This is a genomic window from Nocardia pseudobrasiliensis NBRC 108224, assembly GCF_001613105.1.
Classification (GTDB): Bacteria; Actinomycetota; Actinomycetes; order Mycobacteriales; family Mycobacteriaceae; genus Nocardia; species Nocardia pseudobrasiliensis.
In genome coordinates, this window is sequence record NZ_BDBS01000033.1 from 52,578 (window position 1) to 77,281 (window position 24,704).

Consider the following 24,704-nt stretch of genomic DNA (forward strand, 5'->3'; position numbering starts at 1 on the left):
CGGCGTGCGGTAAGACGAGAGGGTGCCCCGGTGGCTGTTGCACGTGGATCTCGACCAGTTCCAGGCGGCGGTGGAATTCCGCCGACACCCGGAACTGCGGGGCCGTCCGGTCATCGTCGGCGGCAACGGCGATCCGGACGAGCCGCGCAAGGTGGTGACCTGCGCGTCCTATCCGGCCCGCGGTTTCGGCGTGCGGGCCGGGATGCCGCTGCGCACCGCGGCCCGCAAATGTCCGGAGGCGGTCTTCCTGCCCCTGGACATGGCGACCTACGAGGAGGCGTCCGAAGAGGTCATGGAGCTGCTGCGCGGATTCCCGGTGCGGGTGGAGGTGCTCGGCTGGGACGAGGCCTTCCTCGCCGCCGACACCGACGATCCGGAAGGTCTGGCCCGCGAGATCCGCGCGGCCATCGCCGAATTGGAGCTCACCTGCTCGATCGGCATCGGTGACAACAAACTTCGCGCCAAACTGGCCACCGGCTTCGCCAAATCCGTCGGCAAGGGCAAGGGCGAGGGCGGCGCGCCCGCGGGCGACGGCAGCGGCCTGTTCCGCCTCACCGCCGACAACTGGTCCGAACTGATGGACCACCGGCCGACCAGTGCGCTGTGGGGCGTCGGCGCGCGTATCGCCAAACGGCTGGCCGATCTGGGCATCGAGACGGTGGCCCAGCTCGCCGCGGCCGACCGCGCGGCGCTGGCCGCGGAATTCGGGCCCAATACCGGACCGTATCTGTGGATCCTCGGACACGGTATCGCCGATACCGATGTGGTCACCGAACCCCGGATTCCGGTGGGGCGCAGCAAATCCGAGACCTTCCCAGAGGACCTCACCGATCGCGCCGAGATCGAACGCCAGGTCGCCCGGCTGGCGGCCGAGGTGGCCGAGGAGATGATCGCGGCGGGCCGGACCACCCTGCGCGTCGGGGTCACCGTGCGCACCAAGACTTTTTACACCCGCACCAAACAGCGCAAACTTCCCGCGCCGACCACCGATGTCGAGGAGATCGTGCGCACCGCCCTGCAGATCCTGGACCGCTTCGAGCTCGATCGTCCGGTCCGGCTGCTCGGCGTACGCCTGGAACTGGTCCCGCGATGATCGCCCGAATCGGGTATTTGACATGCTGGGGGCAGACTCGACGGGAAGGCAAGGAACGGCATGACCGACTACGAGACGATCCGGTTCGAGCGGACGGGCGCGGTGGCCCGGCTCACCCTCGACCGTCCGACGGCCGCCAATGGGCTCGACGCGACCATGGGCCGGGAGCTGGCCGAGATCGCCGGACTGTGCGCCGACGATCCGTCGCTCAAGGTGGTCACCCTCACCGGCGCCGGAAAGTTCTTCTCCGCGGGCGGCGATCTCAAGGGGATGGCCGCCGCGCCGAACGGGGCCGGGGAGTACGTCAAACATCTGGCCGACGATCTGCACAGCGCGCTGTCGTCGTTCGCGCGGATGGACGCGCTGCTGCTGGTCGCGGTGAACGGGATCGCCGCGGGCGCGGGCTTCAGCCTCGCGATCGCGGCCGATCTGGTGGTCGCGGCCGAATCCGCCTCGTTCACCATGGCCTACACCCGCGCCGGGCTCAGCCCCGACGGCGGCGCGTCCTACTATCTGCCGCGCCTGATCGGCCTGCGCCGCGCGCAGGAACTCATGCTGACCAATCGCACGCTCTCGGCCGCCGACGCCCTGGAATGGGGGCTGCTGCACCGCGTGGTCCCTGATGCCGAACTGGCCGCCACGATCGACGGCCTGGCCGCCCGCTTCGCCGCCGGGCCCCGGCACGCCAATGCGAATGTCAAGAAGCTGCTGCTGGTGTCGTCGGATCACACCCTCGAGGAACAGCTCGCCCGCGAGGCCGCGTTCATCACCGGTCTCGCCGATTCCGAGGACGGCCGCGAGGGCATTTCCGCCTTCCTGGCCAAGCGCGCGCCCAGCTTCCACTGATCGCCCGCTCGTCGGATGGTGCGCGCGCGTCCGGTCGCGACCGTCGCGACCTGCCTGATCGCGGTGGCGCTGCTGCTGCGCGGCTGGGTGGCCGCGCGCGGCTACTTCTATTGGGACGACCTGATATTGGTCGGGCGCGCCGGTAGCCATCCGCTGCTGTCGTCGGATCTACTGCTCTACAACCACGACGGGCACGTCATGCCGCTGGCCTTCGCGACGGCCTGGGTTGTGACGGCCGCGGCCCCGCTGGCCTGGGCCGGACCGGTGATCTCGATGCTGGCGCTGCAGGCGGCGGCCTCGGTGGCCGTGGCGCGAATGGCATTGGTGCTCACCGGTTTTCGCTGGGCGGCGCTCGGTCCGCTGATCTTCTACCTGTTCTGCCCGTTGACGATTCCCGCCTTCGCGTGGTGGGCCGCGGCATTGAACGCGCTGCCGCTGCAGTTCGCGCTGGCCTGGGTGATCGCGGACGCGGTTCTGCTGATCCGCACCGGTCGGCGGCGGTATGCGATCTCCGCGCTCGTGGTGCTGGCCCTGGCACTGCTGTTCTTCGAGAAGGCCGCCGTCGTGCCGTTCGTCGCGTTCGGCGCGGCGGCGCTCGTGCGGTACCTCGACGGCGGCGAGCGGGTGATCCGCACGGTGGCCCGCCGCGGCCTGCTGCTGTGGACAGGTTCGGCCCTGGTCCTATCGGCCTGGCTCGCACTGTATTTCGCCATCGCCGAGGTCTCCCCCGATCGCAGCGACGCCGCCGGTATACGCGGCCTGCTGCACAGCGCCACCTCCCTCGGCATCGTTCCCACCCTGCTCGGCGGACCCTGGAGCTGGGCCCGCTGGCTACCCTCCACCCCCTGGGCGACGCCGCCGACCTGGGCGGTCGTGCTGTCCTGGCTCGCGCTGGGAACGGTTGCGGCCCTGACGATCCGGTCCCGCCGTCGAGTACTGCCGGTATGGCTGGCCGCGGTGACATACGTCCTGCTCGCACAGATCCCCGTGCTACTGATCCGCAGCGGCCCGAACACCGCGGCCGAACTGATGCAGTCCCTGCGCTACCTCGCCGACGTGGCGGTCGTCCTGTCCGCCGCGGGTGCGTTACTACTGCGCGCACGGGATCTCCCGGACGGCCACGCACCGACCGCGGTATCGCGTGCACGCGAGCGAGTACCCCTGCGGCGCAGCGGCATTCCCGACGGGGGTGTCCCCGACCGCGCATCGACCTCGTTCGCGCTGTCCGAGCGTGCGCGGATCGAGGCCGGGCGGGTGGCACCGCATGCTCGCGAGGTGGGCCGGATCCGCGGGTCGCTGGCGCTCGTCCTGGCGGCGGCGTTCGTCGCGAGCAGTGTGTGGTCGACGGTCGCGTTCACTCGCTCCTGGTCGGTCAGCCCCACTCGGACCTATCTGACCAATGCCACCGCGGCCATCCGGTCCGGCGATCCCGTACTCGACCAGGAGGTGCCCTGGGACGTCCTGAGTCCGCTGACCTATCCGCGCAATCTCGCGAGCCATGTGCTGGCCGCCGTCGCGCCGCGGGGAGCCTTCGCCGATTCGACGCCCAGGCTGCGTATGTTCACCGATTCCGGGACGTTGGTCGATGCCGAGGTGTGGTGGAATCGGGCCATCGTGCCCGGGCCCGCACCGGAGTGCGGTCATCACATCGCCACCGAGCAGCCCGTGGATATTCCGCTCGACGGGCCCCTGCTCGACAACGGCTGGACCACTCAGCTCAACTACCTCGCCGATCGCGACGGCCGGATCACGGTCGCGCTCGAGCACGGGCGCACGGTCGTGGTCCCGGTCCGCGCGGGGCTGCACACCGTCTACGTCCGGGTCGTGGGTAACGGCGCGGCCCTGCGAATCGGTTCGCACACCCCGGGATTGGACCTCTGCCTGGGCGTCGGCCCGGTCGGAATCGCCCACTACGATCGCTGACCGGGACACCCGCCCCCGGCCGACCTATGCTCGGACTCATGTTCTGGGCGATGGTGGCGCACGAGACGGACAATGGCGTGACGTTGGCGCGCGAGGAGGTCGACTTCGATTTCCTCGGTGCGGGCACGGTGACGATCAAGGTGCACTTTTCCAGTGCCAACTTCAAGGACGGGTTGGCGATCACCCGTGGCGGCGGCGTGGTGCGGCAGTATCCGATCATTCCGGGCATCGATATCGTCGGCGAGGTCAGCGAATCGTCGGATCCGCGATTCGCGCCCGGCGATCAGGTGATCGCGCACGGCTACGACATCGGCGTCGCGCACAACGGCGGTTTCGCCGAATACGCCCGGGTGCCCGCCGAATGGGTGGTGCCGCTGGACGGGTTGACCATGCGTGAGGCCGCCGCGCTCGGCACGGCCGGATACACCGCGGCCATGAGCGTGCAGGCCCTGCTCGACCACGGTGTGACCCCCGATTCCGGCCCGGTCCTGGTGACCGGCGCGACCGGCGGGGTCGGCAGTGTGGCCGTGGATATTCTGGCGGGCCTCGGCTTCGAGGTGGTCGCCTCGACCGGTAAGACCGACGCGGGCGAACTGCTGTCGGCCCTCGGCGCGAAATCGGTGATCGGGCGGCTGCCCGAGGATCCCGACGCCAAGCCGCGCGCGCTCGGCAAGGCCCAGTGGGCGGGCGTGGTCGACAGCGTCGGCGGTAAATCGCTGGCCCACATCCTCAGCACGATCAAATACGGCGGCGCGGCCGCGATCAGCGGTCTCACCGGCGGCGCGGAGCTGCCCACCACCGTCATGCCGTTCATCCTGCGCGGGGTCGCCCTGCTCGGCATCGACTCGGCCCAGTTCCCCATCGATCGGCGACGCGACCTGTGGGCCCGGCTGGGCAAGGACCTCAAACCCCAGCACCTGTCGACGCTCGAGAACTACGCGCCTATCACCCGCGTGGAAGAGGTCCTGCACGCCATTCGCGACGGACGCCACTCCGGCCGCACGGTCCTGGGCGTGGCGGGCGAGTTCTGACGGTTTTGGACTGATCGATTCAAAACATGCTAGGGTCGTGATATGGCACGCCCCAAGCAGTTCGACGAACAGCGCGCGGTCGACGCCGCGATGCGGGCGTTCTGGTCGGCCGGTTACGAGGGCACCTCGACGCAGGACCTCTGCGCCGCGACCGGCCTGGGACGCAGCAGCATCTACAACACCTTCAGCAGTAAGCACGATCTGTTCCAGCGCGCGCTGCGCCGGTACATGGACGTCAAGAACGAGGCGACCTTCGCGATGCTCGACGCACCCGGTTCGGCCAAGGATCGGGTGCGCCGGGTGCTGTGGAACGTCATCGAATCGCCGGACGAGGATCCGCTGGGCTGTCTGGTGGTGAATTCGATGGTCGAACTCGGTCCGCGCGACGGCGAGGTCGCGCGAATGCTGCGCGCCGATATGGATCTGCGCCTGGCCGCCCTCACCGCGACGATCGCGGCGGGGCAGCGCGCCGGTGAGATCGCGACGTCCAGGCCCGCGGCCGAACTCGCGCAATTCGTGACCGCCACCGTGAGCGGTATGCGGGTGGTCGCCCGCGGCGGGGCCGACCGGGCGGTGCTCGAGTCGATCGCCGAGGTCGCGCTGGATTCCCTGGGCTGATCCGGCCGCGCTGAAACCTCTTCGCTCCCAAGACTTTCGCATACGCTGATTTTGAACCAAATGATCCAAAACGAGAAGGGTTCCCGATGCCTTCAGCCGTCTACATCCTGGGGCTGTCCATATTCGCCCAGGGCGCCTCGGAACTGATCGCCGCGGGTCTGCTTCCGGACATGTCCAGCGATCTCGGGGTCTCGATTCCCCAGGCGGGCCTGTTGATCTCGGCCTTCGCCCTCGGAATGCTGTTCGGCGCACCGATTCTCGCGGTCGCCACCATGCGCTGGTCCCGGCGTACCGCGCTGATCGCCTTCCTCGCCGTGTTCATCCTCGCCCATGTGGCCGCGGTCCTCACCTCGGACTATCGGGTGCTGTTCGCGACCCGAGTGATCGCGGCGTTCGTCTACGCCGGATTCTGGTCGGTGGGCGCGGCGGCCGCGGTCACCATGGTGGCGGACAACGAGCGCGGCCGGGCCATGAGCATCGTCGCGGGCGGACTGACAGTGGCCACCATCGTCGGCCTGCCCGCGGGCACCTTCATCGGCCAGCATCTGGGCTGGCGGGCCGCGTTCTGGGCGGTGACCATACTGTGCGCGATCGCCATGGTCGGCGTGCTGCTGCGGGTGCCCGACAGCCGCCCGGCCACCACGCCGGAGCTGCGAAAGGAATTGCGCGCCATGGCCTCCGGTCAGGTGGCGCTGCTGTACGGCATCACCACCCTGGCCATCGCCGGTCTCATGGCTACCTTCGGCTACCTCGGCGCGCTGCTGATCGAGACCACCCGGGTGGCCCCCGGCTGGGTGCCGGTCCTGCTCGCCGTCTACGGCATCGGCGCATTCCTCGGCATCGGACTGGGCGGCCGCACGGCCGACGCGTATCCGATGCGCACCCTGGTCGTCGGCATCACCGGCCTGACCGTCACCTCGGCCCTGCTGGCCCTGTCGGCGGCGCATATCGTCCCGGTGGCCGGTCTGGTATTCCTGCTGGGCGCCTTCGGTTTCGGCACCAACCCGGTCTCCAACAGCCGCATCTACACCCTGGCCCCGGCCGCCACGACCCTCGGACCCGCGGGCAATGTCGTCTCGTTCAATATCGGCATCACCCTGGGCCCATGGCTGGGCGGCCTCGCCCTCGGCGCGGGGTTGGGCTACCCGGCGATCGCCTGGATCAGCGCCGCCCTCGGCCTCGCGGCGCTGAGCCTGGTCGGCTGGTCGCGGCTGCTGACCCAGTGTAGTGAAACCATTGTTCTCGCATCACGATTGGCCGAGGTCACCAACTGAATCGTGCTTTACCCGGCCCGCGATCGCCCCCTCATCTCGGCGGCCGCGGGCCGGTCGGCTTCACATCTTCGGCGCGATGATCTCGTCGGAATCGGCCGCGCGGATCAGAATCGCCTCCACGGGGCAGTATTCGGCGGCGTCGACCACCGTGTCATCGGGGGCCACGAGTTCGGCGGCCGGGGTGGAGTGGCCGTCGACGAGGGTGAAGTGGTCCGGTGCGGTGCCGACGCACATACCGGATCCGATACAGGTTTCCCGATCGACCGTGAGCCGCCATTTCTGTTCGGGCATAAGGCTTTACCTCACCAACTCACCGGCAGTCGCTTCGGACCGCGCACCAGCAGCCCGACCTTCCACGGCACCTCCTCGCTCGGCACGCCCAGCCGTAGCGTCGGGAACCGGCGCAGCAGCGAGGCCAGGGCCACCTGCAGTTCCACGCGGGCCAGCTGAGCGCCCAGACAGTGGTGCACGCCGTGGCCGAAGGCCAAGTGCGGGTTGTGCTCCCGGGTCAGATCCAGGATCTCGGGATCGGTGAAGACCGACTCGTCGCGATTGGCGGCCTGGATATTGATGAAGACCGATTCCCCGGTGCGCACGGTGGTGCCGGACAGCTCGATATCCTCGGTGGCCACCCGCGCCGACCCGCCGCCGGAGCCCAACTGCACGAACCGCAGCAGCTCCTCGACCGCACCGGGCACCGCATCGAGGTTGTCGCACAGGAACTTCCACTGTTCGGGCATGGTGAGCAGCAGATAGGTGAAGTTGGCGATCTGATTGGCCGTGGTCTCGTGACCCGCCACCAGAATGCCGATACCCATATTGACCAGCTCGTCCTCGCTGAGCCGATCCTCGTTGTCGCGGGCGGATACCAGGGCGCCCAGCAGATCGTCGGTCGGCCGCTCACGGCGCTCGGCGATCAGTTCGGCCAGGTAACGCTCCAATTCCACCCGGGCGGCGTCGATCTGCTCGCGGGTGTAGGCGGTGGTGGACAGCACGGCGTCGGAGAAGTCGCGGAAGCGGTGCTGGTCCTCGGTCGGCACGCCGAGCATTTCGCAGATGACCGTGACCGGCAGCGGCAGCGCCAGACGCTGCACCAGATCGGCGGGGCGGGGCGCGTGCTCGAGATCGTCGAGCAGTCCGTCCACGATCTGCTGCACATGTGGTCGCAGCTGTTCGACGCGACGTCCGGTGAACGCCTTCGCGACCAGTCGACGCAGCCTGCTGTGTTCGGGCGGATCCATGCTCAGCAGCGAATTGGGCCGCGGCGGAGCCGGTGTCATGCGCGGGATGTCCTCGCGGTCGACCGTACTCGCGCGGCTGAACCGCGGATCCGCGAGCACCTGTTTGACGTCCTCGTAGCGGGTGACCAGCCAGCCCTCGCCGCCGAAGGGCAGTTTCACCCGCGAGATCGGTTCCTCGCGGCGCAGTTTCGCGTACAGCGGATGTATGTCGAGGCGGACGGGTGCGCCGAAGGGGTATTGGCGCGCTTCGGTATTCACGGTCATGGGGGTTTCCTCACCGACGCCGATATCTTGTAAGCAAATGCTTACAACTCAATGTAAGCGCGGTCACACCGCCCGTCAATGGATGAAACGCGTTATGCCGGTGGGAAATTCGTATCCAACTCGGGCAGCAGTACCTGCGCGGCCCGCAGCACATGCCGGGCAACGTCGGCCGGATCGGCGCTGGCCAGCGGTTCGCGCTGATGGACCGAACGGATCAGCGCGATGCCCAGCAACCAGGCCAGCACCAGATCAGCGCGCAGTTCCCGATCGGATCCGTCGGTGAGTTCGGCCAGCGCGCGCACGTATTCGTCGCCCAGCTCCTCGCGGATGGCGGCCGCGCCCTCGTCGTGTCCGCTGGACCGCAGCGCCGCCTGTAACCAATGTCCGGGCATGGTGGGATCGGTCGGCTCGAGTACCCGAGACAGTAAGCGCCCCAGCAACCCTCGCGCCTGACCTTCCTCGAGCACCTGCCGTCCCCGGTCGGCGATCGCGGCCCGGAACAGTTCGTCCTTGTTGCCGAAGTAGCGGAACAGCAGCGCCTGATTCACCCCCGCCCGTCCCGCGATATCGCGTACGGTCGCCCGTTCGTATCCCCGTTCCGCGAACAACTCCTGTGCCGCGCCCAGAATCGCCGCCCGAGTAGCCCCCGAATCCCGCTTACGCCCCTGAGCCCCGGCCATCTGTCCTCCGCTACCGAATTCCTGCCCCAGCAGCGTAGGGGCAAACGGCCGGATCTGTGGGGTACTCGTCACCGAGTGGGGTGGGGCGGGCCGTTCGCGGCGGCGAGAGTGGAACGACCACGCCAGCTGTTTCGATACGGAGGTTCCGATGTCCGAGATCATCGCGGGAATCGCGATTCCCGATACGCCGGTCGCCCGGGAGGCGACGGCGCTGGTCCGAACGGTCGCCGATGAGACGATCTTCCATCACTCCCGGCGCGTATTCCTGTGGGGTGCGCTGAAGGCGGCCGCGCGGGGACTGCCGGTCGATCTCGAACTTGCCTATGTCGGTGGGCTTTTCCACGATCTCGGCCTCACCCCGGCCTACGCCACCGCGAACCGCCGCTTCGAACTCGACGGCGCCGAGGCCGCGCGGCGGTTCCTGCTCGAACACGGCCGCCCCGAACGGCAGGCCCGCGCGGTCTGGCTGGCCATCGCGCTGCACACCACCCCGGAGGTGCCGCTGCACCTCGAGCCGGAGGTGGCCGTGGTGACCCTCGGGGTCGAGACCGATGTCCTCGGACTCGACCTCGACGAGATCACCGCGGCCCAGCGTGCCGAGGTGGTGGCCGCGCATCCGCGTCCCGATTTCAAGAACCGCATCCTGCGCGCGTTCCATCGGGGCATGGTCGATCGTCCCGACACCACCTTCGGCACCATGAACGACGATGTGCTGGCCCATTTCGACCCGTCGTTCCGGCGGCGGGACTTCGTCGAGCTCATTCGCGACAGCGCCTGGCCGGAGTGAGCGACCCTACGCCGCAACGTGTTCGGTGTCGTCGGCGAACTGGGTGCGGTAAAGATCGGTGTAGCGCCCGCCCGCCGCGAGCAGCTGGGTGTGGGTACCGCGTTCGACCACCCGGCCGTCCTCGATGACCAGGATCTGATCCGCGCCCCGCACGGTCGCCAGCCGATGCGCGATGACCAGTGCGGTCCGCCCGTCCAGCGCCTCGTCCAGTGCCGCCTGGACCGCGGCCTCGGAGGTCGAGTCCAGCGAGGCCGTCGCCTCGTCCAGAATCACCACGCGCGGCTGCTTGAGCAGCAGGCGCGCGATGGTGAGGCGCTGGCGTTCGCCGCCGGACAGCCGGTAGCCGCGCTCGCCGACCATGGTGTCCAGGCCGTCGGGCAGGGAGGCCACCAGATCGTGTAACCGGGCGCGCCGCAGCGCATCCCACATCTCGGCCTCCCCGGCCTCGGGCCGGGCCAGCAGCAGATTCGCGCGAATGGTGTCGTGAAAGAGATGACCGTCCTGGGTGACCAGGCCGACCGTGTCCTGAATCGAGCGTCCGGTCAGCTCGCGCACATCGGTCCCGCCGAGGCGGACGGCGCCGGAGTCCACGTCGTACAGGCGCGAGATCAGCTGGGCGATGGTGGATTTCCCGGCCCCGGAAGAACCGACCAGGGCGATCATCTGACCGGGTTCGGCGCGCAGCGAGATGCCGTGCAGTACTTCGACTCCGCCGCGCGTGTCCAGGGTAGCGACATCCTCGAGCGAGGCGAGCGACACCTTGTCGGCCGAGGGGTAGGCGAAGTGCACATTGTCGAATTCCACCGAAACCGGGCCCTCCGGAACGGATTTCGCCTCCGGCGCATCCTCGATCAGCGGCTTCAGATCCAGGATCTCGAAGACCCGCTCGAAGCTGACCAGTGCCGACATGATGTCGACCCGCGCGCTGGCCAGGGCGGTCAGCGGGGAGTAGAGGCGGGTCAGCAGCAGCGAAAGCGCCACCACCGCACCGGCATCCAGCTCACCGCGCAGTGCGTACCAGCCGCCCAGTCCGTACACCAGCGCGATGGCCAGCGCCGACACCAGCGTCAGCGCGGTCACGAAGACGGTCTGCAGCATGGCCGTGCGCACGCCGATATCGCGCACCCGCCCGGCCCGCAGCGCGAATTCGGCCGACTCCTGCTGCGGTCGCCCGAACAGTTTGACCAGCGTCGCGCCGGGTGCTGAGAAGCGTTCGGTCATCTGGGTGCTCATCGCGGCATTGAGCTGGGCGGCCTCGCGCTGGATTCCGGCGATCCGCTGACCCATACGCCGCGCGGGCAGCATGAACAGCGGCAGCAGCACCAGGGCCAGCAGGGTGATCTGCCAGGACAGTCGCACCATCACCCCGACCGTGAGCACGAGGGTGACGATATTGGTGACCACGCCGGACAGCGTGGTGCTGAAGGCCCGCTGCGCCCCGATGACATCGCTGTTCAAACGGCTGACCAGCGCGCCGGTGCGGGTGCGGGTGAAGAACGCGATCGGCATCTTCTGCACGTGATCGAACACCGCGGTGCGCAGGTCCAGGATCAGTCCCTCACCGATGCGCGAGGACAGCCAGCGAATGACGATGCCCAGCGCGGCGTCGAGTACCGCGACCGCGCCGATGATCACGGCAAGACCCACCACCGATCCGGGCGCGGCATGTCCGACGATATCGTCGACCACCCGCCCGGCCAGGACGGGATTGGCCACCGCCAGAATTGCCGACAGCACGCTGAACAGCAGGAATCCGATCAGAGGCAGCCGGTGCGGGCGCGCGAAGCGCAGCATGCGCGCGGCCGTGGCCCGGCTCAACTTGCGCCGCTCCTGCGGCGCGTGCGCCTGCCGATACAGCTGACTCCACGCCACCGATTCGATGCTCATCCATCGCTCCTTCCGCTCCCGGCTCATCCAACCCCGGGCCACCGACACTAAGACCTCAACAATGGTTGAGAGCAAGCCTTACCGTCGTTCGCGGACAGCGAACGATCCGGCGCGTGGAGCCCGTAGAGTCGGCTGTCGTGAAGGCCATTCGATTCGAGCGTTTCGGCGGACCCGAGGTACTGCAGCTGGTCGAAGTCCCCGTGCCCGAACCCACCGGAGCCCAGGTGCGGGTCGCGGTGCGGGTGGCGGGGGTCAATCCCGCGGATTGGAAGCGACGCGAGGGTGCGTTCGGGCCCCTCGAGTTCCCGGCGGGCACGGGCTTCGAGATCGCCGGAGTGGTGGATGCCGCGGGCCCCGAGGCGCGCTGGCGGGTGGGCGACGAGGTGATCGGCTGGGCCCTCGACAACGCCGGTTATGCCGAATACACGCTGGCCACGCAGTTGGCTCCCAAGCCCGCGACACTGTCGTTCCCCGATGCGGTCGCGGTTCCGGTCGCGGCGAATACGGCCTCGGGCGGATTGGCCGCCCTGAAGGTCACCGCCGGAGACACCGTCCTCGTCAATGGCGCCTCGGGCGCGGTCGGCGCGATGGCCGTACAACTCGCCCGGGCCGCGGGCGCACAGGTGATCGGCACGGCCTCGGCGCGCAATCAAGAGATCGTGCGCGAACTGGGCGCCTCCGCGACCACCTACGGCGAGGGCGTCGTGGAGCGCGTGCGCGCCCTGGCCCCGGCGGGCGTCGACGCGATCTTCGACTGCGCGGGCCACGGATTCCTCGATGCCGCAATCGAATTGCGCGGCGGCGTCGAGCGCATCGTGACCATCGCCGACGGCGCGGCGGCGGAGAAGGGCGTGCCGTTCTACTCCCGCGCGGGCGGCCCGGCCCTCGATATCGTCGAGCGGGTGGCGCGGCTGGTGGCCGAAGGCGAATTCCGGCTGCCCGGTCCGGCGCGCACATATCCGCTGGCCGAGGCCGCCGCCGCGCAGGCGCAGAGCCGCGACGGGCACGGCCTGGGCAAGATCGTCCTCATGGTCGGCTGATTCGGGGGTGGCGTCATGACCGATTCGTGGGTGCGGGGGCTGCGCGCCGCGATCGACGGCGAGGTGGACACCGACGAGCGGCGGCGCGCGGAGTATTCCTCCGATGCCTCCAACTATCGGGTCCGCCCGGCGGCGGTGGTCTTCCCGCGCGGCACGGCCGATATCGCGGCCGCGCTGGAATGGGCCCGTGCCGCGGGCCTGCCGGTCACCGCGCGCGGCGCGGGAACCTCGGTGGCGGGCAATGCGATCGGTCCCGGTCTGGTGCTCGACTTCAGTCGCCATCTGAACGAGGTGCTGGAGATCGATCCCGAAAAGCGCTGTGCCCGAGTGCAACCCGGTGTTGTGCTGAGCCAGTTGCAACAGGCGGCCGCACCGCACGGATTGCGCTTCGGCCCGGATCCCTCGACGCAGAACCGCTGCACCCTGGGCGGCATGATCGGCAACAATGCCTGCGGACCGCGCGCGGTGGCCTGGGGGCGGACCTCCGATACCGTGCGTGAACTGAGGATTCTCGACGGCGTCGGCAGCGAACGCGTCCTGGGCGCGGGTTTGACATCGGTGCCGGGCCTATCCGAATTCACCCAGCGCAACCTCGCCCTGATCCGCACCGATCTGGGCCGTTTCGATCGTCAGGCCTCCGGTTACGGACTGGAACATCTACTGCCCGAGCGGGGTTCGTCGGCCGCCCGGGCCCTCGTCGGCGCGGAGGGTACCTGCGGCCTGCTGCTGGAGGCGACCGTCGACCTGGTCCCGCTGCCCGCCGCGACCCTGCTGGTGGTCCTCGGCTATCCCGATATGCCCACGGCCGCCGACGATATCGCCGCGGTCATGGCCCGCTCGCCGACCGCGGTCGAGGGTATCGACGCCCGGCTGGTGGATGTGGTGCGCGCCCACGGCCGCGCGGTTCCCGAATTGCCCACCGGCGGTGGCTGGTTGTTCGTGGAGCTCGCCGCCGACAGCGCCGAACTCGCGCACGAGCGGGCGGAACTGTTGTGTCGCGGCGTGAACGCGCTCGACAGCCGCATCGTCGCCGATCCGGCGGCGGCCGCGCGGCTGTGGCGGATTCGCGCCGACGGCGCGGGACTGGCCGGGCGGACCCCCGACGGCAAACCGGCCTGGCCGGGCTGGGAGGACGCCGCGGTGCCGCCGGAGAAGCTGGGTCCGTATCTGCGCGACTTCGACGAACTCATGCGCGCGCACCGGGTGGACGGCCTGCTCTACGGGCATATCGGCGACGGCTGCATACATGTCCGGCTGGATCTGCCGATCGCCGACGCGCCGCGACGGTTCCGGGAATTCCTCACCGATGCCGCGGATCTGGTTGTCCGCCACGGCGGTTCGCTGTCGGGCGAGCACGGCGACGGCCGGGCCCGCTCGGAACTGCTGGCGCGCATGTACTCCCCGCGGGCGCTGGCCGCCTTCGCGGAGTTCAAGGGCCTGTTCGATCCCGACGACGTGCTCAATCCGGGAGTGCTGGTGCGCCCGCGTCCCCTCGATGCCGATCTGCGACTGGTGGGCGTACCGCCGACCCGGCCCGCCGGAGGTTTCGCCTATCCCGCCGACGGCGATATCGCCACGGCCGTGCACCGCTGCGTCGGAATCGGTAAGTGCCGCGCCGACACTCGCGCGACCGGCGGTTTCATGTGCCCGTCCTATCTGGCCACCGCCGACGAGAAGGACAGCACCCGCGGCCGCGCCCGAGTTCTCCAGGAGGCCGTGCGTGGCGCGCTGGACTGGCGTTCCCCCGCCGTCTCCGAATCCCTGGATCTCTGCCTGTCCTGCAAGGCCTGCGCCTCCGACTGCCCGGCCGGCGTGGATATGGCCACCTACAAATCCGAAACCCTGTACCGCCGCTACCGGCACCGCCCCCGCCCGCGTGACCACTACGCCCTGGGCCAACTCCCCCGCTGGCTGGCGGCCGCGACCCGAATCCCGCGACTCGCCAACGCCCTCGCCGCATCCGGGGCCCTCCGTCGCCTGGGCCTGCGCGCCGCGGGCGTCGATCCGCGCCGCCAGGTTCCGACCTTGGCGGACAAGAGCTTCCGAGCCCATTGGCGCGCCCGCCGCCACACCCCGCGACCGGATTCACCCGGCGGCACCGCCGCGCTCGGCTCCGTAGGCGCGACGCGACCGAATTCCGCCGCGGAGTCCTCGCCCGCATCGGGAGGCGCTCGACCGGCCGTCATGCTGTGGATCGATACGTTCACCGACGCGTTCGATCCCGATATCGCCTGGGCCGCGGCCGAACTCATCGAATCGCTGGGCTATGCGGTGAGCATCCCGGAACGACGCGTGTGCTGCGGCCTCACCTGGATCAGCACCGGCCAGCTCGACGGCGCGCGAAAACGTCTGCGCGCCACGCTGTCCGCGCTCGAGGAACATATCGCCGCGGGTGGCGTGGTGGTTGGACTGGAGCCGTCCTGTACTGCGGTATTGCGATCGGATCTGCTGGAACTGCTGCCCGAGGATCCGCGGGCGCCGCGGACGGCGAGGGCCGTGCGCACGCTGGCGGAATTCCTGGAGGCCGATCCGACCTGGCGACCGCCGGACCTGTCCGGGCGGACGGTACTCGTCCAGCCGCACTGCCATCAGCACGCCGTACTCGGTTTCGAGGCCGATCTCCGAATTCTGCGACAGACGGGCGCGAAAGTGACCGAGGTCACTGGATGCTGTGGACTTGCTGGGAATTTCGGCATGCAGGCCGGACATTACGAGATATCCGTGGCCGTCGCCGAAAACGGTCTACTGCCCGCCTTGCGCGCGGCCGGGGACGACACGACCTTCCTGGCGGACGGATTCTCCTGCCGCACCCAGGCCGCCCAATTGGGCAACCGGGCGGGCGGACATCTGGCCCAGCTACTGCTGGGCCGTTGAGGGTCAGCTGCCGAACGGCAGGGTGCCCGGCGGGATCTGGTAGCCCGAGCTGCCCGCGCTCACCCCACCCCACGCGTTGAGCAGCCAGTTCAGAATATTGGTAAGCATGGAAAACCTCCGTCGCGGCGGATGCCCATCAATTGCCGATGAGGCCGATCGAATGAGAAATCGCCGTATGTGATCGTTCCGTTACAACGTAGCGGCCGCCGCCGATCCGGGCTATTCGCAGTTGCCATTCTCACGATGCGGCACAATGACCCGGTGACAACCGAGATCGACGGCCTGCTGCGCACGGTGACGGCCGACCGCCCGATCGATCTCGCGCACACCGTCGCTCCGCTGCGTCGCGGAACCGGCGACCCCTGTCACCGCGTCACCGCCGACGGTGCGCACTGGCAGGTCTCGCGCATGCCGACCGGCCCGGTCACCTACCGCTTGACCCAATCCGGGCCGTGCGGCGCGGTCGCGCGGGCCTGGGGTCCCGGCGCCGCGGAATTCCTCGACCGGCTGGACCACATGCTGTGTCTGGACGAGGACATCACCGAATTCGCGCCCACCCATCCCAAGATCGCCGAGGCGCACCGCCGCTTCCCGGGCCTGCGCATGCTGCGCACCGGACTGGTTTTCGAAAGCCTGGTCCCCGCGGTGCTGGAACAGCGCGTACACACCATCTCCGCTCGCGCGTCGTGGCGAAAGCTGGTGTGGCAGTTCGGCGAACCCGCGCCGGGACCGGTTCCCGGACCGATGCGCGTACCGCCCGATGCCGAGACCTGGCGGCACATCCCGTCCTGGACCTACCACCGCGCCAATGTCGATCCGCAGCGCGCCCGCACCATCGTGCTGGCCGCGCGCATGGCCGACAAGCTGGAACAGGCCGCCACCATGGGCCATGCCGAGGCCGCCCGCCGCCTGTGCGCGGTCCCGGGCATCGGAATCTGGACCGCCGCCGAGATCGCCCAGCGCGCCTTCGGCGATCCGGATGCGTTGTCGGTCGGCGATTTCCATTTGGCGGCCATCGTCGGCTGGACCCTGCTCGGCCATCCGATCGACGACGACGCCATGGTCGAATATCTCGAACCGCTGCGCCCGCACCGCTATCGCGTGGTCCGCCTGCTGGAGATCTCCGGCCAGGCCCGCAAACCCAAATTCGGCCCGCGTACCCCGCTGGTGGACATCAGCCGGATCTGAGCGCCCTCACTGCCGTCCCGCGGCTCGGTCCGCGGCGGCGCGGGCTCGAGACAGTGCCTCGGGCACCGGAATTCGGCCCAGGAACATCTCACCGAGGATCGGATCCATGGCCTTCAACGCCGCCGGAAAGCCGGGCCCGCCGCCGGATCCGATTCGCGGCCCGTCGACGACATCGAAGAACGGAGCCACCTCGATCCCCCTGCGCGCCCAGTACTCTCGATACACCCGCTGATCGGCCACGACCGCGGGAATGCTCGCCCCGCCCTCGCCGAGATACCGATTGCCCTCGGCGCTGCCCAGCCAGCCGAGTACCCGGCGGACCGCATCGGGATGGCGCGTGGCGGCATTGCCCGCGACCCCGATGGCATTGTCGGTGCTGACCCGGCCCGCCGGTCCGCGCGGTAGCATCGCGACACCCCAGCCGAAGGCGGCCTGTTCGGCGATCGTGGCCAGGTTGTAGGTCCCCGACTGGAACAGTGCCATCTTCCCCTGCAGGAACGCCGTTCTCGCGAAATCCCGGCTGGTATTGGTATCGGCCGCCGAGGGGGCCAGCCGATCGGCGACGAGCCGGGTCAGATAGCCGTAGGCGGTCACGCCGTGCGCGTCGTCGAATACGAACCGATCGCCGTCCTGGAATCGCCCGCCGGCCGAACCCAGATACGGCAGCTCGATGGACTGCAGATCGTGGGCCGCGTTGTACGGCCACGGCGCCACCGCGGCGAGCCGACGCAGCAGCGGCCGCAACGTATCGTCCGCGCCCGGACTCCACCGCAGATCCGCCAGCTCGGCCGGATCGACGCCCGCGGCCGCGAGCAGATCCCGGTTGTAGTAGACGGCGGTCCCGCCGTCCACGAATTGCGGTACCGCCCAGAGCTTTCCGGCGCGGGTGTACTGCGCGACCGCCCCCGGATCCCAGGCCGCCGCGGCCCGCGGGCCGAGCAGAGCGCCGATATCGAACAGCCGCGAAGCATCGGCATAATCCTCGTAGGCATTGGTCCAGAACAGATCGTCGGCCGCACCGCCCGCCACGTCCAGGCGCAACTTCTCCGGATACGACCCCCACGGCACGACCGTGATCCGCACCCGCACATCGGGATTGGCCCGCTCGAAGGCGTCCAGCGATGCGCGATAGGCCGGGACGAAGCTCTCGTCCCAGATTCGCAGTCGTAACAGCGTCTGCCCGGATCCCTCGTCGGTCCGTCCCAACCACAGCGCCGCGGCGATCAGAACCACCGCCGACAGTGCCAGACCCAGGACGGCCCGTGTCGAGGACTTCATTTCAACCCCGTCCAGGAGATCGACCGCAGCACCTGCCGCTGGAACACCACGAACAGCACGATCAGCGGCGCGATCGCCAGGGTGGTCGCGGCCGTCACCAGGGTCCAGCGCGCGTTGTACTCGGTCTGCAGATTCGCCGTCGCCACGGTCAGCACCTGCCAGGTCCGGCCGCTGCTCGCGACCAGCGGCCACATGAAGTTGTTCCACTGCGAGACGACGGTGATCACGGTCAGCGTGGCGAGAATCGGGCGACTCATCGGAACCACCACGTGCACGATGACATCGAGGGTCGAGGCCCCGTCCAGTCGCGCGGCCCCGATCAATTCCTCCGGTATGCCGCGAAAGTACTGGCGCAGCAGGAAGATCGCGTAGGGCGAGCCGAACACGAACGGCAATACCAGCGCCCAGAAGGTGTTCAGCCATCCCAGCTTCGCGAACAGCAGATACAGCGGAATCAGCGTGACCATGGGCGGCACCATCATGGTGGCCAGGTACACCCAGAACAGCGCGTCGCGCCCGGGAAATTCGGTGCGCGCGAAGGCGTATGCGGCCAGCACCGAGAACACCACCTGCCCGAGGGTGATGCACGCGGTCATCAGCGCCGTCACCGCCAGCGCCCGCCCGAGCCCCTGATCCAGCACCGTGCGGAAATTCTCGCCCGTCACCGGATCCGGCCACGCCAGCGGCGATTCCGACGCGAACCGCTCCGGCGTCTTCACCGCCGTGAGCGCGCTCAGCGCCAACGGCGCGACCGCGAGCACCGCACCCGCCAGCAGCGCCAGATAGGCGAGCGCGCCGCGCGCCACATCAGTCCGCATCGGCCGTCCGATCCCGGAAATATCGATGCTGCACCACCGTGATCGCGAACAGCACCGCGAAGACCACCAGCGCCATCACCGCCGCCCGTCCCGGCCGCGCCGCGTCGAACGCCTCGGAGAACATCCGCATCGCAACCACATCCGTGCGTCCGGCCGGCCCGCCCCTGGTGAGCGCGTAGACGGTGTCGAAGGTCTGGAAGGCCGCCAGCATCCCGGTGACGAGAACGAAGAACAGCGTCGGGCGCAGCAGCGGCAGGGTGAGCCAGCGGATGCGCAGCCAGCCGGTGGCCCCGTCCAACGCGCCCGCGTCGAAGATCTCCCGCGGTATCGCTCGCAGGCCCGCGACGAAGAACAGTGCCACGTAACCCACATTCGACCAGATGCTCACCGCCGCCACCGACGGCAGCGCCAGTACCGGATCGGAGAGCCACTCGATGCGCCGCCCGACAATCGCGTCGAGCGCGCCCCCGGTCGGCGCGAACATCCACTGCCACACCACACCCACCGCCACCGGCGCGCACATCCACGGCAGCGCGTACAGCACCCGCAACACCGAACCGCCGCGTCGCCGCGCCACCAGCATCGCGACCACGAACCCCAGCGCTGTCTGCGCCGGGACCACCAGCGCGGTCAGCGCGAGCGTCACCAGCAGCGCATGTCCGAACTCCGGATCGCTCAGGACCGAACACCAGTTCCGCAAGCCCACGAACCGCATGGGCCCCAGCAGATTCCAGCTGTGCAGGCTCAGCCACGCCACCACGACGATCGGGATCAGCAGAAATCCGCCGACCCCGATCAGGCTCGGCAGCAGCAGTAGATAGCTCGTTCCCGCACGACGAGCCCGGCGATTCATGATCAGCGACGCTACCGCCGATCGACCCGACCGGCGCGCCGCGCCACGATTACAGCTTCTCGGCCGTCTCCAACAGGATGGCCCGCGACTTCTCCGGCGTCTCGGCCTGCACCACGAGGCGCTCCATCACCACGCGGTAGAGCTCGAGATCGGCGCGCCGGTCCAGATACAGCGCGCTGGTCAACTGCTCCAGGTAGACGACGTCGGGCACCTCGGGGTCGGCGAAGCGCAGCATGGTGAACGAACTGCCCGCTGCCGCATGGCCACCCGCCAGATACGGCAGGATCTGAATGGTCACCTTCGGGTGGTTGGACATCTTCACCAGATGTTGCAGCTGTTCGCGCAGCACCTCGCGGCCGCCGATAGGCCGGCGCAGCACCGCCTCGTCCAGCACCGCCCACATCGCCGGTCCACCCGGGATGTCGAGGATCTCCTGACGTTTGCGGCGCAGTTCGACCCGGCGCATGGCGGCGGTGTTGTCCTGATTGAGCGCGACCACCGCGCGGGCGTAGTCCTCGGTCTGCAGCAGACCCGGAACCAGTTGGCCCTCAAAGGTTCTGATCGACTTCGCCGCGCCCTCCAGACCGAGATAGGTCTCGAACCAAGACGGGAGCAGATCGCTGTACTGATGCCACCAGCCCGGCTCGTTCGCCTTGCGTACCAGTTCCAGGAAGGACGCGCGCTGATCCGGATCGGTGACCTTGTAGAGGGTGAGCAGATCCTCGATGTCGCGCTTCTTGAAACCGGTGCGGCCGAGTTCGAGACGACTGATTTTCACATGGGAGCCGCGGATGTGGTCACCGGCGGCCTCACGGGTGATGCCGAGGTCCTGGCGCAACTTTCGCAGTTGGCCACCGATCGCGATGCGCAGCGCTGTGGGACCGAGCTCGGCTATGCGCGACTCGGCAAGTAGGTCGGGACGGACCGGTTCTGGAATCATGAGGCCCTACTCCGATGCTCGACGATCACCCCGGTACTCGTGCGCGCGCGTCTGCAAACACACCGCACCGAACACCAATATTATCCCGTGAACGCCCGAGCGCATCACGATCCTCCGTCCAATCTTTCGAAGTGGATGTAACCGGCCACGGCATATTCGAAGCCACAGCCGTCCCAGATCGGACAGAGATCGGAGTCGGTATCGGTCAGGACCCCATCGTCATGGCGTTGGCGCCTATGCCCATCAGGATCGCGAACGGGACATAACCCAGGTCGAGCAGGGATCCGACACCCGGCATCACGGTCGATGCGATGACCGCGCTCGCAATGTTGGTGAGGTCGAACAGGGCTGACATTACTGATCCAACCATGTCAATCTCCTCGAGTTGGTGACATTGCGCTGGAAAAGCAAGGAACCGACCATATGGTTCAGACTGGGCAGAATGTTACACCGGTCGGTTTCGTCCGTATGCGCTTTCGATGGTTCAGTCCCGCGGGCCGCCCGCGACGTAGATGACCTGTCCGGATACGAAACCCGCGCCCTCGCTCACCAGGAACGAGGCGGTGTGGGCGATATCCTCGGGCCGCCCGACGCGTTGAACGGGAATCTGTGTGGCCGCGGCCTTCTGGAACTCCTCGAACGGCACGCCGACGCGTTCGGCCGTCGCGGCGGTCATATCGGTGACGATGAAGCCCGGAGCGATGGCATTGGCGGTGACGCCGAATTTGCCCAATTCCAGGGCGAGGGTCTTGGTGAAGCCCTGCATACCCGCCTTGGCGGCGGAATAGTTGACCTGGCCGCGGTTGCCCAGCGCCGAGGTGCTCGACATATTGACCACCCGGCCCCATTCGGCCTCGACCATGTATTTCTGCGCCGCCCGGGTGAGCAGGAACGCGCCGCGCAGATGGACGTTCATGACCGCGTCCCAATCGTCGACGCTCATCTTGAAGATCAGGTTGTCGCGCAGGATTCCGGCATTGTTGACCACCACGGTCGGGCCGCCGAACGCACCGGCGAGCTGTTCGATCGCCGCGGCGACGGAATCCTCCTTCGACACGTCCGCACCCAGCGCCACGGCCGTGCCGCCGTCGGCGGTGATCGCGTCCACGGTGTCGGCACAGGCGGCCGCGTCGAGATCGAGTACGCCGACCTTCAGCCCGTCGGCGGCGAGCCGTCGTGCGATGGCCGCGCCGATACCGCGGGCCGCTCCGGAAACCACTGCGACTCTGTCTGCCATGGCGCAGAGCCTATTCGACCCAGAGCGTCCAGGTGTTGCGCTCGCACACCAGAGCGTGACCGTCGGCGGTGCGGGCGGTCTTGTCGGTGGCCGGATTGCATTTGGTGCCACCGCTGTACACGGCCGTGGACACCGAATAGGGGCCGTTCCACCGGTAGCCGCTGCCCCCGCGCAGGCACAGCAGGGTCGTGCCGTCGGCGGTGGTCCCGATGAGTCCGGCCTGCGTCTCGGTGCACACCTCGCCCTTGGTGACCGCGGTGGGCTGAACCGATGCGCCGGTGGTGGTGGCGGGCGCGGCGAAGGTGGGCGCGCTCGCGGTGGGCGGTGGGCTCGCGACGGTTACGATCGTGGTGGCGGCCGGGGCGGGATCGCTGCGCAGTGCGGGGCGGGGCAGCGTCACGCCGGTCAGTACGACCACCCCCGCGAGAGCGACCGCCTCGGCGATGCCGATCATCAAGGCGAACAACGCCATTGCGCGCCCGCGCGGGTGGGAGAAGGAGATGAAGCCGAAGACGATCGCCACCGGGAACAGGCCGAGCAGGGCCGCGACGAGCGCGACGATCGCATAGGGATTGACAATGGGCGGCACCTCCACGCGTAAGCGTCCGGTACGCCGCCGACTCGGCGTCTCCCAGCGCTCCTCTTCCGGTTCGATCGGTTGGCGGCGGGTGCGCGCGACATCCCAACGCTCGTCGTCGGATTCGGCCATGCGGCGGCGGTTCTGCGCCGCTTCCCATCGGTCCTCGTCGGGTTCGGCCACCGGCCACCGTTCGTCGTCGGATTCCTCCGGCCAGCGTTCGACCTCGGGCTGTCGCTTCCTGGCCATACGGTTCCTCTCACGTCGCACTCGTGCAGGAACCTGGAACACACGGACCCGCCCCGATATCGAAGAAGAATAGGGGCCCCAGCCGCGCCCGCAACCCCTTCCGGTGGGGGTCACGGAATTCGATCTTGCTTTTTTGGTACCCGTATCAGTACCAGTCGACCGGATTCTCGCCGATGAGTGCGATTCGCAGGCGCAGCAACCACCCGGCACCCCACAGCAGGAAGCGATCGTATCGATCCAGTTCGGTATGCGGGCGGCGCGTGCGAACCGCCGGCGCCGCCGCGTGCCGCGTCGAACCCGGACGAACCAGATACAGCGGGCGCACCGATGCGGCGCGGGTTCGCGCATGGCGTCCGGCGGCGTGCCGATGTATGGCCGCGTGCCGTGCGGTCCGCGGGCGAGGTCCGAACAGCTGCACCACCTTCCGGCCGCCGCCGGTGTTCACCAGCGCGGTCACGGCAGTGCCCGTTCGTCCAGCACGCAGCGGCCCTGCTCCACCAGCACCGCACGGGCGCGCCGGCGCACCTTACAGGTGTCGACCGCGCACTCCAGGTGCAATTGCATTGCGGCATGGGCCTGTTCGACCGTCATGACCCCGGGATCGACCCCGCAGCGCAGCAGTCCGGCGACGGGTAGGTGAAGGTTGGTCAGCTGCATGCCGCCACCCCCGACCTCCGTCCGAACAGCGGCGACGCACAACGCACAACAGCCATGACTCCTCGTTCCTGCGAGCGGATCCTGAACGCGCCCGGCAGTGTTCAGGAGTGCGAAGGGACCGAGCGTCTTACTGCTCCGGGCACACTCCTAGCATCCCTCAGCCGACCCGGCGGCGGGTGGATTTCCGTGAGATCGGAGCCGAATTCCGGCAAATTTTCAGCAGCGTCCCGTATCGGTACGCCGGGAATCAAGATCGCCGGTGGCACACACCATCTCGTCTCGTCTCATCACGACTCGACGACACTTTCGTATCGAATGAATGTTTGCCAGAGCTAAGGACGGGTACACCATCATTCGTGGACCGTGGGCTGAGAAACGCCTCTCCCCGGGACCGCAAGCTGCTACCCGGTGATTGGGTCGAACGACTGATCGTGGGACTGCTGTTCGCGGTCTCCGCGGCGGGCATATACATATTGACCGGAGCCGTCGTATCGGCTCTGCTGTTCGGAATGCTGGTCGCGGTGGTCGCGATCGGTGTGGTGTCGATGCTCTGACCGGTACGGCGGTGGGGGCGGAGTCGGGCCGCCCCCACATTCATCGCTACCGACGAAACAGCTTGTTGCCCAACCAGACGATCGGGTCGTACTTGCGATCGACCACGCGTTCCTTCAACGGGATCAGCGCGTTATCGGTGATCTTGATATGTTCCGGGCAGACCTCGGTGCAGCACTTGGTGATGTTGCAGAAGCCGAGACCGAAGTCCTCCTGGGCCATTTCGCGGCGATCGGCGACATCGAGCGGATGCATTTCGAGCTCGGCGACCCGCATGAGATAGCGCGGCCCGGCGAAGGCGTTCTTGTTGTCCTCGTGATCGCGCACGACGTGACAGGTGTTCTGGCACAGGAAACATTCGATGCACTTGCGGAACTCCTGCGAGCGCTCGACATCCTGCTGTTTCATCCGGTACTCGCCCGGCTTCAGATCCGCCGGCGGCGTGAAAGACGGTATCTCGCGGGCCTTTTCGTAGTTGAACGACACATCGGTCACCAGATCGCGGACGACCGGGAAGGTGCGCATGGGCGTCACCGTCACCACCTCGTCCTCGGTGAAGGTCGACATCCGTGTCATACACAGCAACCGCGGGCGGCCGTTGACCTCGGCCGAACATGATCCGCACTTACCGGCCTTGCAGTTCCACCGCACCGCCAGATCCGGCGCCTGGGTGGCCTGCAGCCGGTGGATGATGTCGAGGACGACCTCGCCCTCGTTCACCGCCACGGTGTAGTCCTGCAGGGCGCCGCCGTTGTCGTCGCCGCGCCAGACTCGGAATCGGGCGTCGTAAGCCATTG

General features: G+C 68.4%; 25 protein-coding genes. 11 read left to right on the top strand and 14 right to left on the bottom strand.

Translation table 11 applies throughout. The annotated features are described in order from the left end of the window. The first annotated feature begins 22 nt into the window (after window positions 1–22). The 6 genes from NP4_RS25370 (at window position 23) to NP4_RS25395 (ending at window position 6,785) form a co-directional block, all read left to right on the top strand. Entirely contained in the window at window positions 23–1,093 is a 1,071-nt protein-coding gene (locus tag NP4_RS25370; protein WP_068002690.1) for a DNA polymerase IV, read from the top strand. 60 nt (window positions 1,094–1,153) lie between these two features. Then, entirely contained in the window at window positions 1,154–1,939 is a 786-nt protein-coding gene (locus NP4_RS25375) for an enoyl-CoA hydratase/isomerase family protein (protein ID WP_068002693.1), read from the top strand. Between the two features lie 15 nt (window positions 1,940–1,954). After that, on the top strand, window positions 1,955–3,862 hold the full coding sequence (locus NP4_RS25380) for a hypothetical protein (protein WP_068002696.1): 1,908 nt from the start codon (window positions 1,955–1,957) through the stop codon (window positions 3,860–3,862). A 38-nt stretch (window positions 3,863–3,900) separates the two neighbouring features. Beyond that, complete coding sequence (locus tag NP4_RS25385) at window positions 3,901–4,893, top strand: oxidoreductase (protein ID WP_245998415.1); 993 nt, start codon at window positions 3,901–3,903, stop codon at window positions 4,891–4,893. A gap of 42 nt (window positions 4,894–4,935) precedes the next feature. Next, entirely contained in the window at window positions 4,936–5,511 is a 576-nt protein-coding gene (locus NP4_RS25390; RefSeq protein WP_068002702.1) for a TetR/AcrR family transcriptional regulator, read from the top strand. A gap of 86 nt (window positions 5,512–5,597) precedes the next feature. Further along, complete coding sequence (locus NP4_RS25395) at window positions 5,598–6,785, top strand: Cmx/CmrA family chloramphenicol efflux MFS transporter (RefSeq protein ID WP_068002705.1); 1,188 nt, start codon at window positions 5,598–5,600, stop codon at window positions 6,783–6,785. Between the two features lie 60 nt (window positions 6,786–6,845). Here the strand turns inward: NP4_RS25395 and NP4_RS25400 are convergent, their stop codons facing one another. From NP4_RS25400 to NP4_RS25410, 3 genes are all read right to left on the bottom strand, one after another. After that, on the bottom strand, window positions 6,846–7,076 hold the full coding sequence (locus NP4_RS25400) for a ferredoxin (protein ID WP_068002708.1): 231 nt from the start codon (window positions 7,074–7,076) through the stop codon (window positions 6,846–6,848). Window positions 7,077–7,087: 11 nt separating this feature from the next. Further along, entirely contained in the window at window positions 7,088–8,290 is a 1,203-nt protein-coding gene (locus tag NP4_RS25405) for a cytochrome P450 (RefSeq protein WP_068002710.1), read from the bottom strand. Window positions 8,291–8,382: 92 nt separating this feature from the next. Continuing rightward, window positions 8,383–8,970 carry a TetR/AcrR family transcriptional regulator gene (locus tag NP4_RS25410; RefSeq protein WP_068002713.1) on the bottom strand — a complete coding sequence of 196 codons (588 nt, stop codon included), beginning with the start codon at window positions 8,968–8,970 and terminating at the stop codon, window positions 8,383–8,385. 148 nt (window positions 8,971–9,118) lie between these two features. Between NP4_RS25410 and NP4_RS25415 the strand changes: the two genes are divergently transcribed. Next, complete coding sequence (locus NP4_RS25415) at window positions 9,119–9,757, top strand: HD domain-containing protein (RefSeq protein ID WP_068002718.1); 639 nt, start codon at window positions 9,119–9,121, stop codon at window positions 9,755–9,757. Between the two features lie 6 nt (window positions 9,758–9,763). Here NP4_RS25415 and NP4_RS25420 read toward each other — a convergent pair whose 3' ends face one another. Continuing rightward, window positions 9,764–11,644 carry an ABC transporter ATP-binding protein gene (locus tag NP4_RS25420; protein ID WP_068002906.1) on the bottom strand — a complete coding sequence of 627 codons (1,881 nt, stop codon included), beginning with the start codon at window positions 11,642–11,644 and terminating at the stop codon, window positions 9,764–9,766. A 137-nt stretch (window positions 11,645–11,781) separates the two neighbouring features. Here NP4_RS25420 and NP4_RS25425 point away from each other — a divergent pair, with 137 nt between their 5' ends. The 3 genes from NP4_RS25425 (at window position 11,782) to NP4_RS25435 (ending at window position 16,746) form a co-directional block, all read left to right on the top strand. Next, complete coding sequence (locus tag NP4_RS25425) at window positions 11,782–12,684, top strand: NADP-dependent oxidoreductase (RefSeq protein WP_068002721.1); 903 nt, start codon at window positions 11,782–11,784, stop codon at window positions 12,682–12,684. A 15-nt stretch (window positions 12,685–12,699) separates the two neighbouring features. Next, window positions 12,700–15,558 carry an FAD-binding and (Fe-S)-binding domain-containing protein gene (locus NP4_RS25430; protein ID WP_068002723.1) on the top strand — a complete coding sequence of 953 codons (2,859 nt, stop codon included), beginning with the start codon at window positions 12,700–12,702 and terminating at the stop codon, window positions 15,556–15,558. A gap of 261 nt (window positions 15,559–15,819) precedes the next feature. After that, window positions 15,820–16,746, top strand: a complete 927-nt coding sequence (locus NP4_RS25435) for a DNA-3-methyladenine glycosylase family protein (protein WP_245998417.1) — start codon at window positions 15,820–15,822, stop codon at window positions 16,744–16,746. A gap of 6 nt (window positions 16,747–16,752) precedes the next feature. On the opposite strand, the gene NP4_RS25440 is transcribed toward NP4_RS25435, so the two are convergent. From NP4_RS25440 to NP4_RS25475, 9 genes are all read right to left on the bottom strand, one after another. Next, a complete protein-coding gene (locus tag NP4_RS25440; RefSeq protein ID WP_068002727.1) occupies window positions 16,753–18,024 on the bottom strand; it encodes an extracellular solute-binding protein in 1,272 nt (423 codons plus the stop codon). Further along, entirely contained in the window at window positions 18,021–18,842 is an 822-nt protein-coding gene (locus NP4_RS25445) for a carbohydrate ABC transporter permease (protein WP_068002729.1), read from the bottom strand. The genes NP4_RS25440 and NP4_RS25445 overlap by 4 nt, the downstream gene beginning before the upstream one ends. Further along, the gene (locus NP4_RS25450; RefSeq protein WP_068002731.1) at window positions 18,832–19,695 is read right to left on the bottom strand and encodes a carbohydrate ABC transporter permease; all 864 of its coding nucleotides are present in this window, start codon (window positions 19,693–19,695) and stop codon (window positions 18,832–18,834) included. Before NP4_RS25450 ends, NP4_RS25445 begins: the two co-directional genes overlap by 11 nt. Before the next feature lie 49 nt (window positions 19,696–19,744). After that, entirely contained in the window at window positions 19,745–20,635 is an 891-nt protein-coding gene (locus tag NP4_RS25455) for a Sco1979 family transcriptional regulator (protein WP_068002734.1), read from the bottom strand. Between the two features lie 205 nt (window positions 20,636–20,840). Beyond that, window positions 20,841–20,990, bottom strand: coding sequence for a hypothetical protein (locus NP4_RS41180; protein ID WP_156524942.1), 150 nt, complete (start codon window positions 20,988–20,990; stop codon window positions 20,841–20,843). 129 nt (window positions 20,991–21,119) lie between these two features. After that, window positions 21,120–21,872, bottom strand: a complete 753-nt coding sequence (gene fabG, locus NP4_RS25460; RefSeq protein WP_068002737.1) for a 3-oxoacyl-ACP reductase FabG — start codon at window positions 21,870–21,872, stop codon at window positions 21,120–21,122. A gap of 10 nt (window positions 21,873–21,882) precedes the next feature. Next, window positions 21,883–22,698, bottom strand: coding sequence for a DUF4190 domain-containing protein (locus tag NP4_RS25465; RefSeq protein ID WP_068002741.1), 816 nt, complete (start codon window positions 22,696–22,698; stop codon window positions 21,883–21,885). 145 nt (window positions 22,699–22,843) lie between these two features. After that, entirely contained in the window at window positions 22,844–23,155 is a 312-nt protein-coding gene (locus NP4_RS25470; RefSeq protein WP_068002743.1) for a hypothetical protein, read from the bottom strand. Continuing rightward, window positions 23,152–23,355, bottom strand: coding sequence for a hypothetical protein (locus tag NP4_RS25475; RefSeq protein WP_062504618.1), 204 nt, complete (start codon window positions 23,353–23,355; stop codon window positions 23,152–23,154). Before NP4_RS25475 ends, NP4_RS25470 begins: the two co-directional genes overlap by 4 nt. Window positions 23,356–23,711: 356 nt before the next feature. Between NP4_RS25475 and NP4_RS25480 the strand changes: the two genes are divergently transcribed. Then, on the top strand, window positions 23,712–23,909 hold the full coding sequence (locus NP4_RS25480; RefSeq protein WP_062504620.1) for a hypothetical protein: 198 nt from the start codon (window positions 23,712–23,714) through the stop codon (window positions 23,907–23,909). 46 nt (window positions 23,910–23,955) lie between these two features. Here NP4_RS25480 and NP4_RS25485 read toward each other — a convergent pair whose 3' ends face one another. After that, a complete protein-coding gene (locus tag NP4_RS25485) occupies window positions 23,956–24,702 on the bottom strand; it encodes a succinate dehydrogenase/fumarate reductase iron-sulfur subunit (protein WP_068002746.1) in 747 nt (248 codons plus the stop codon). Window positions 24,703–24,704 lie beyond the last annotated feature (2 nt).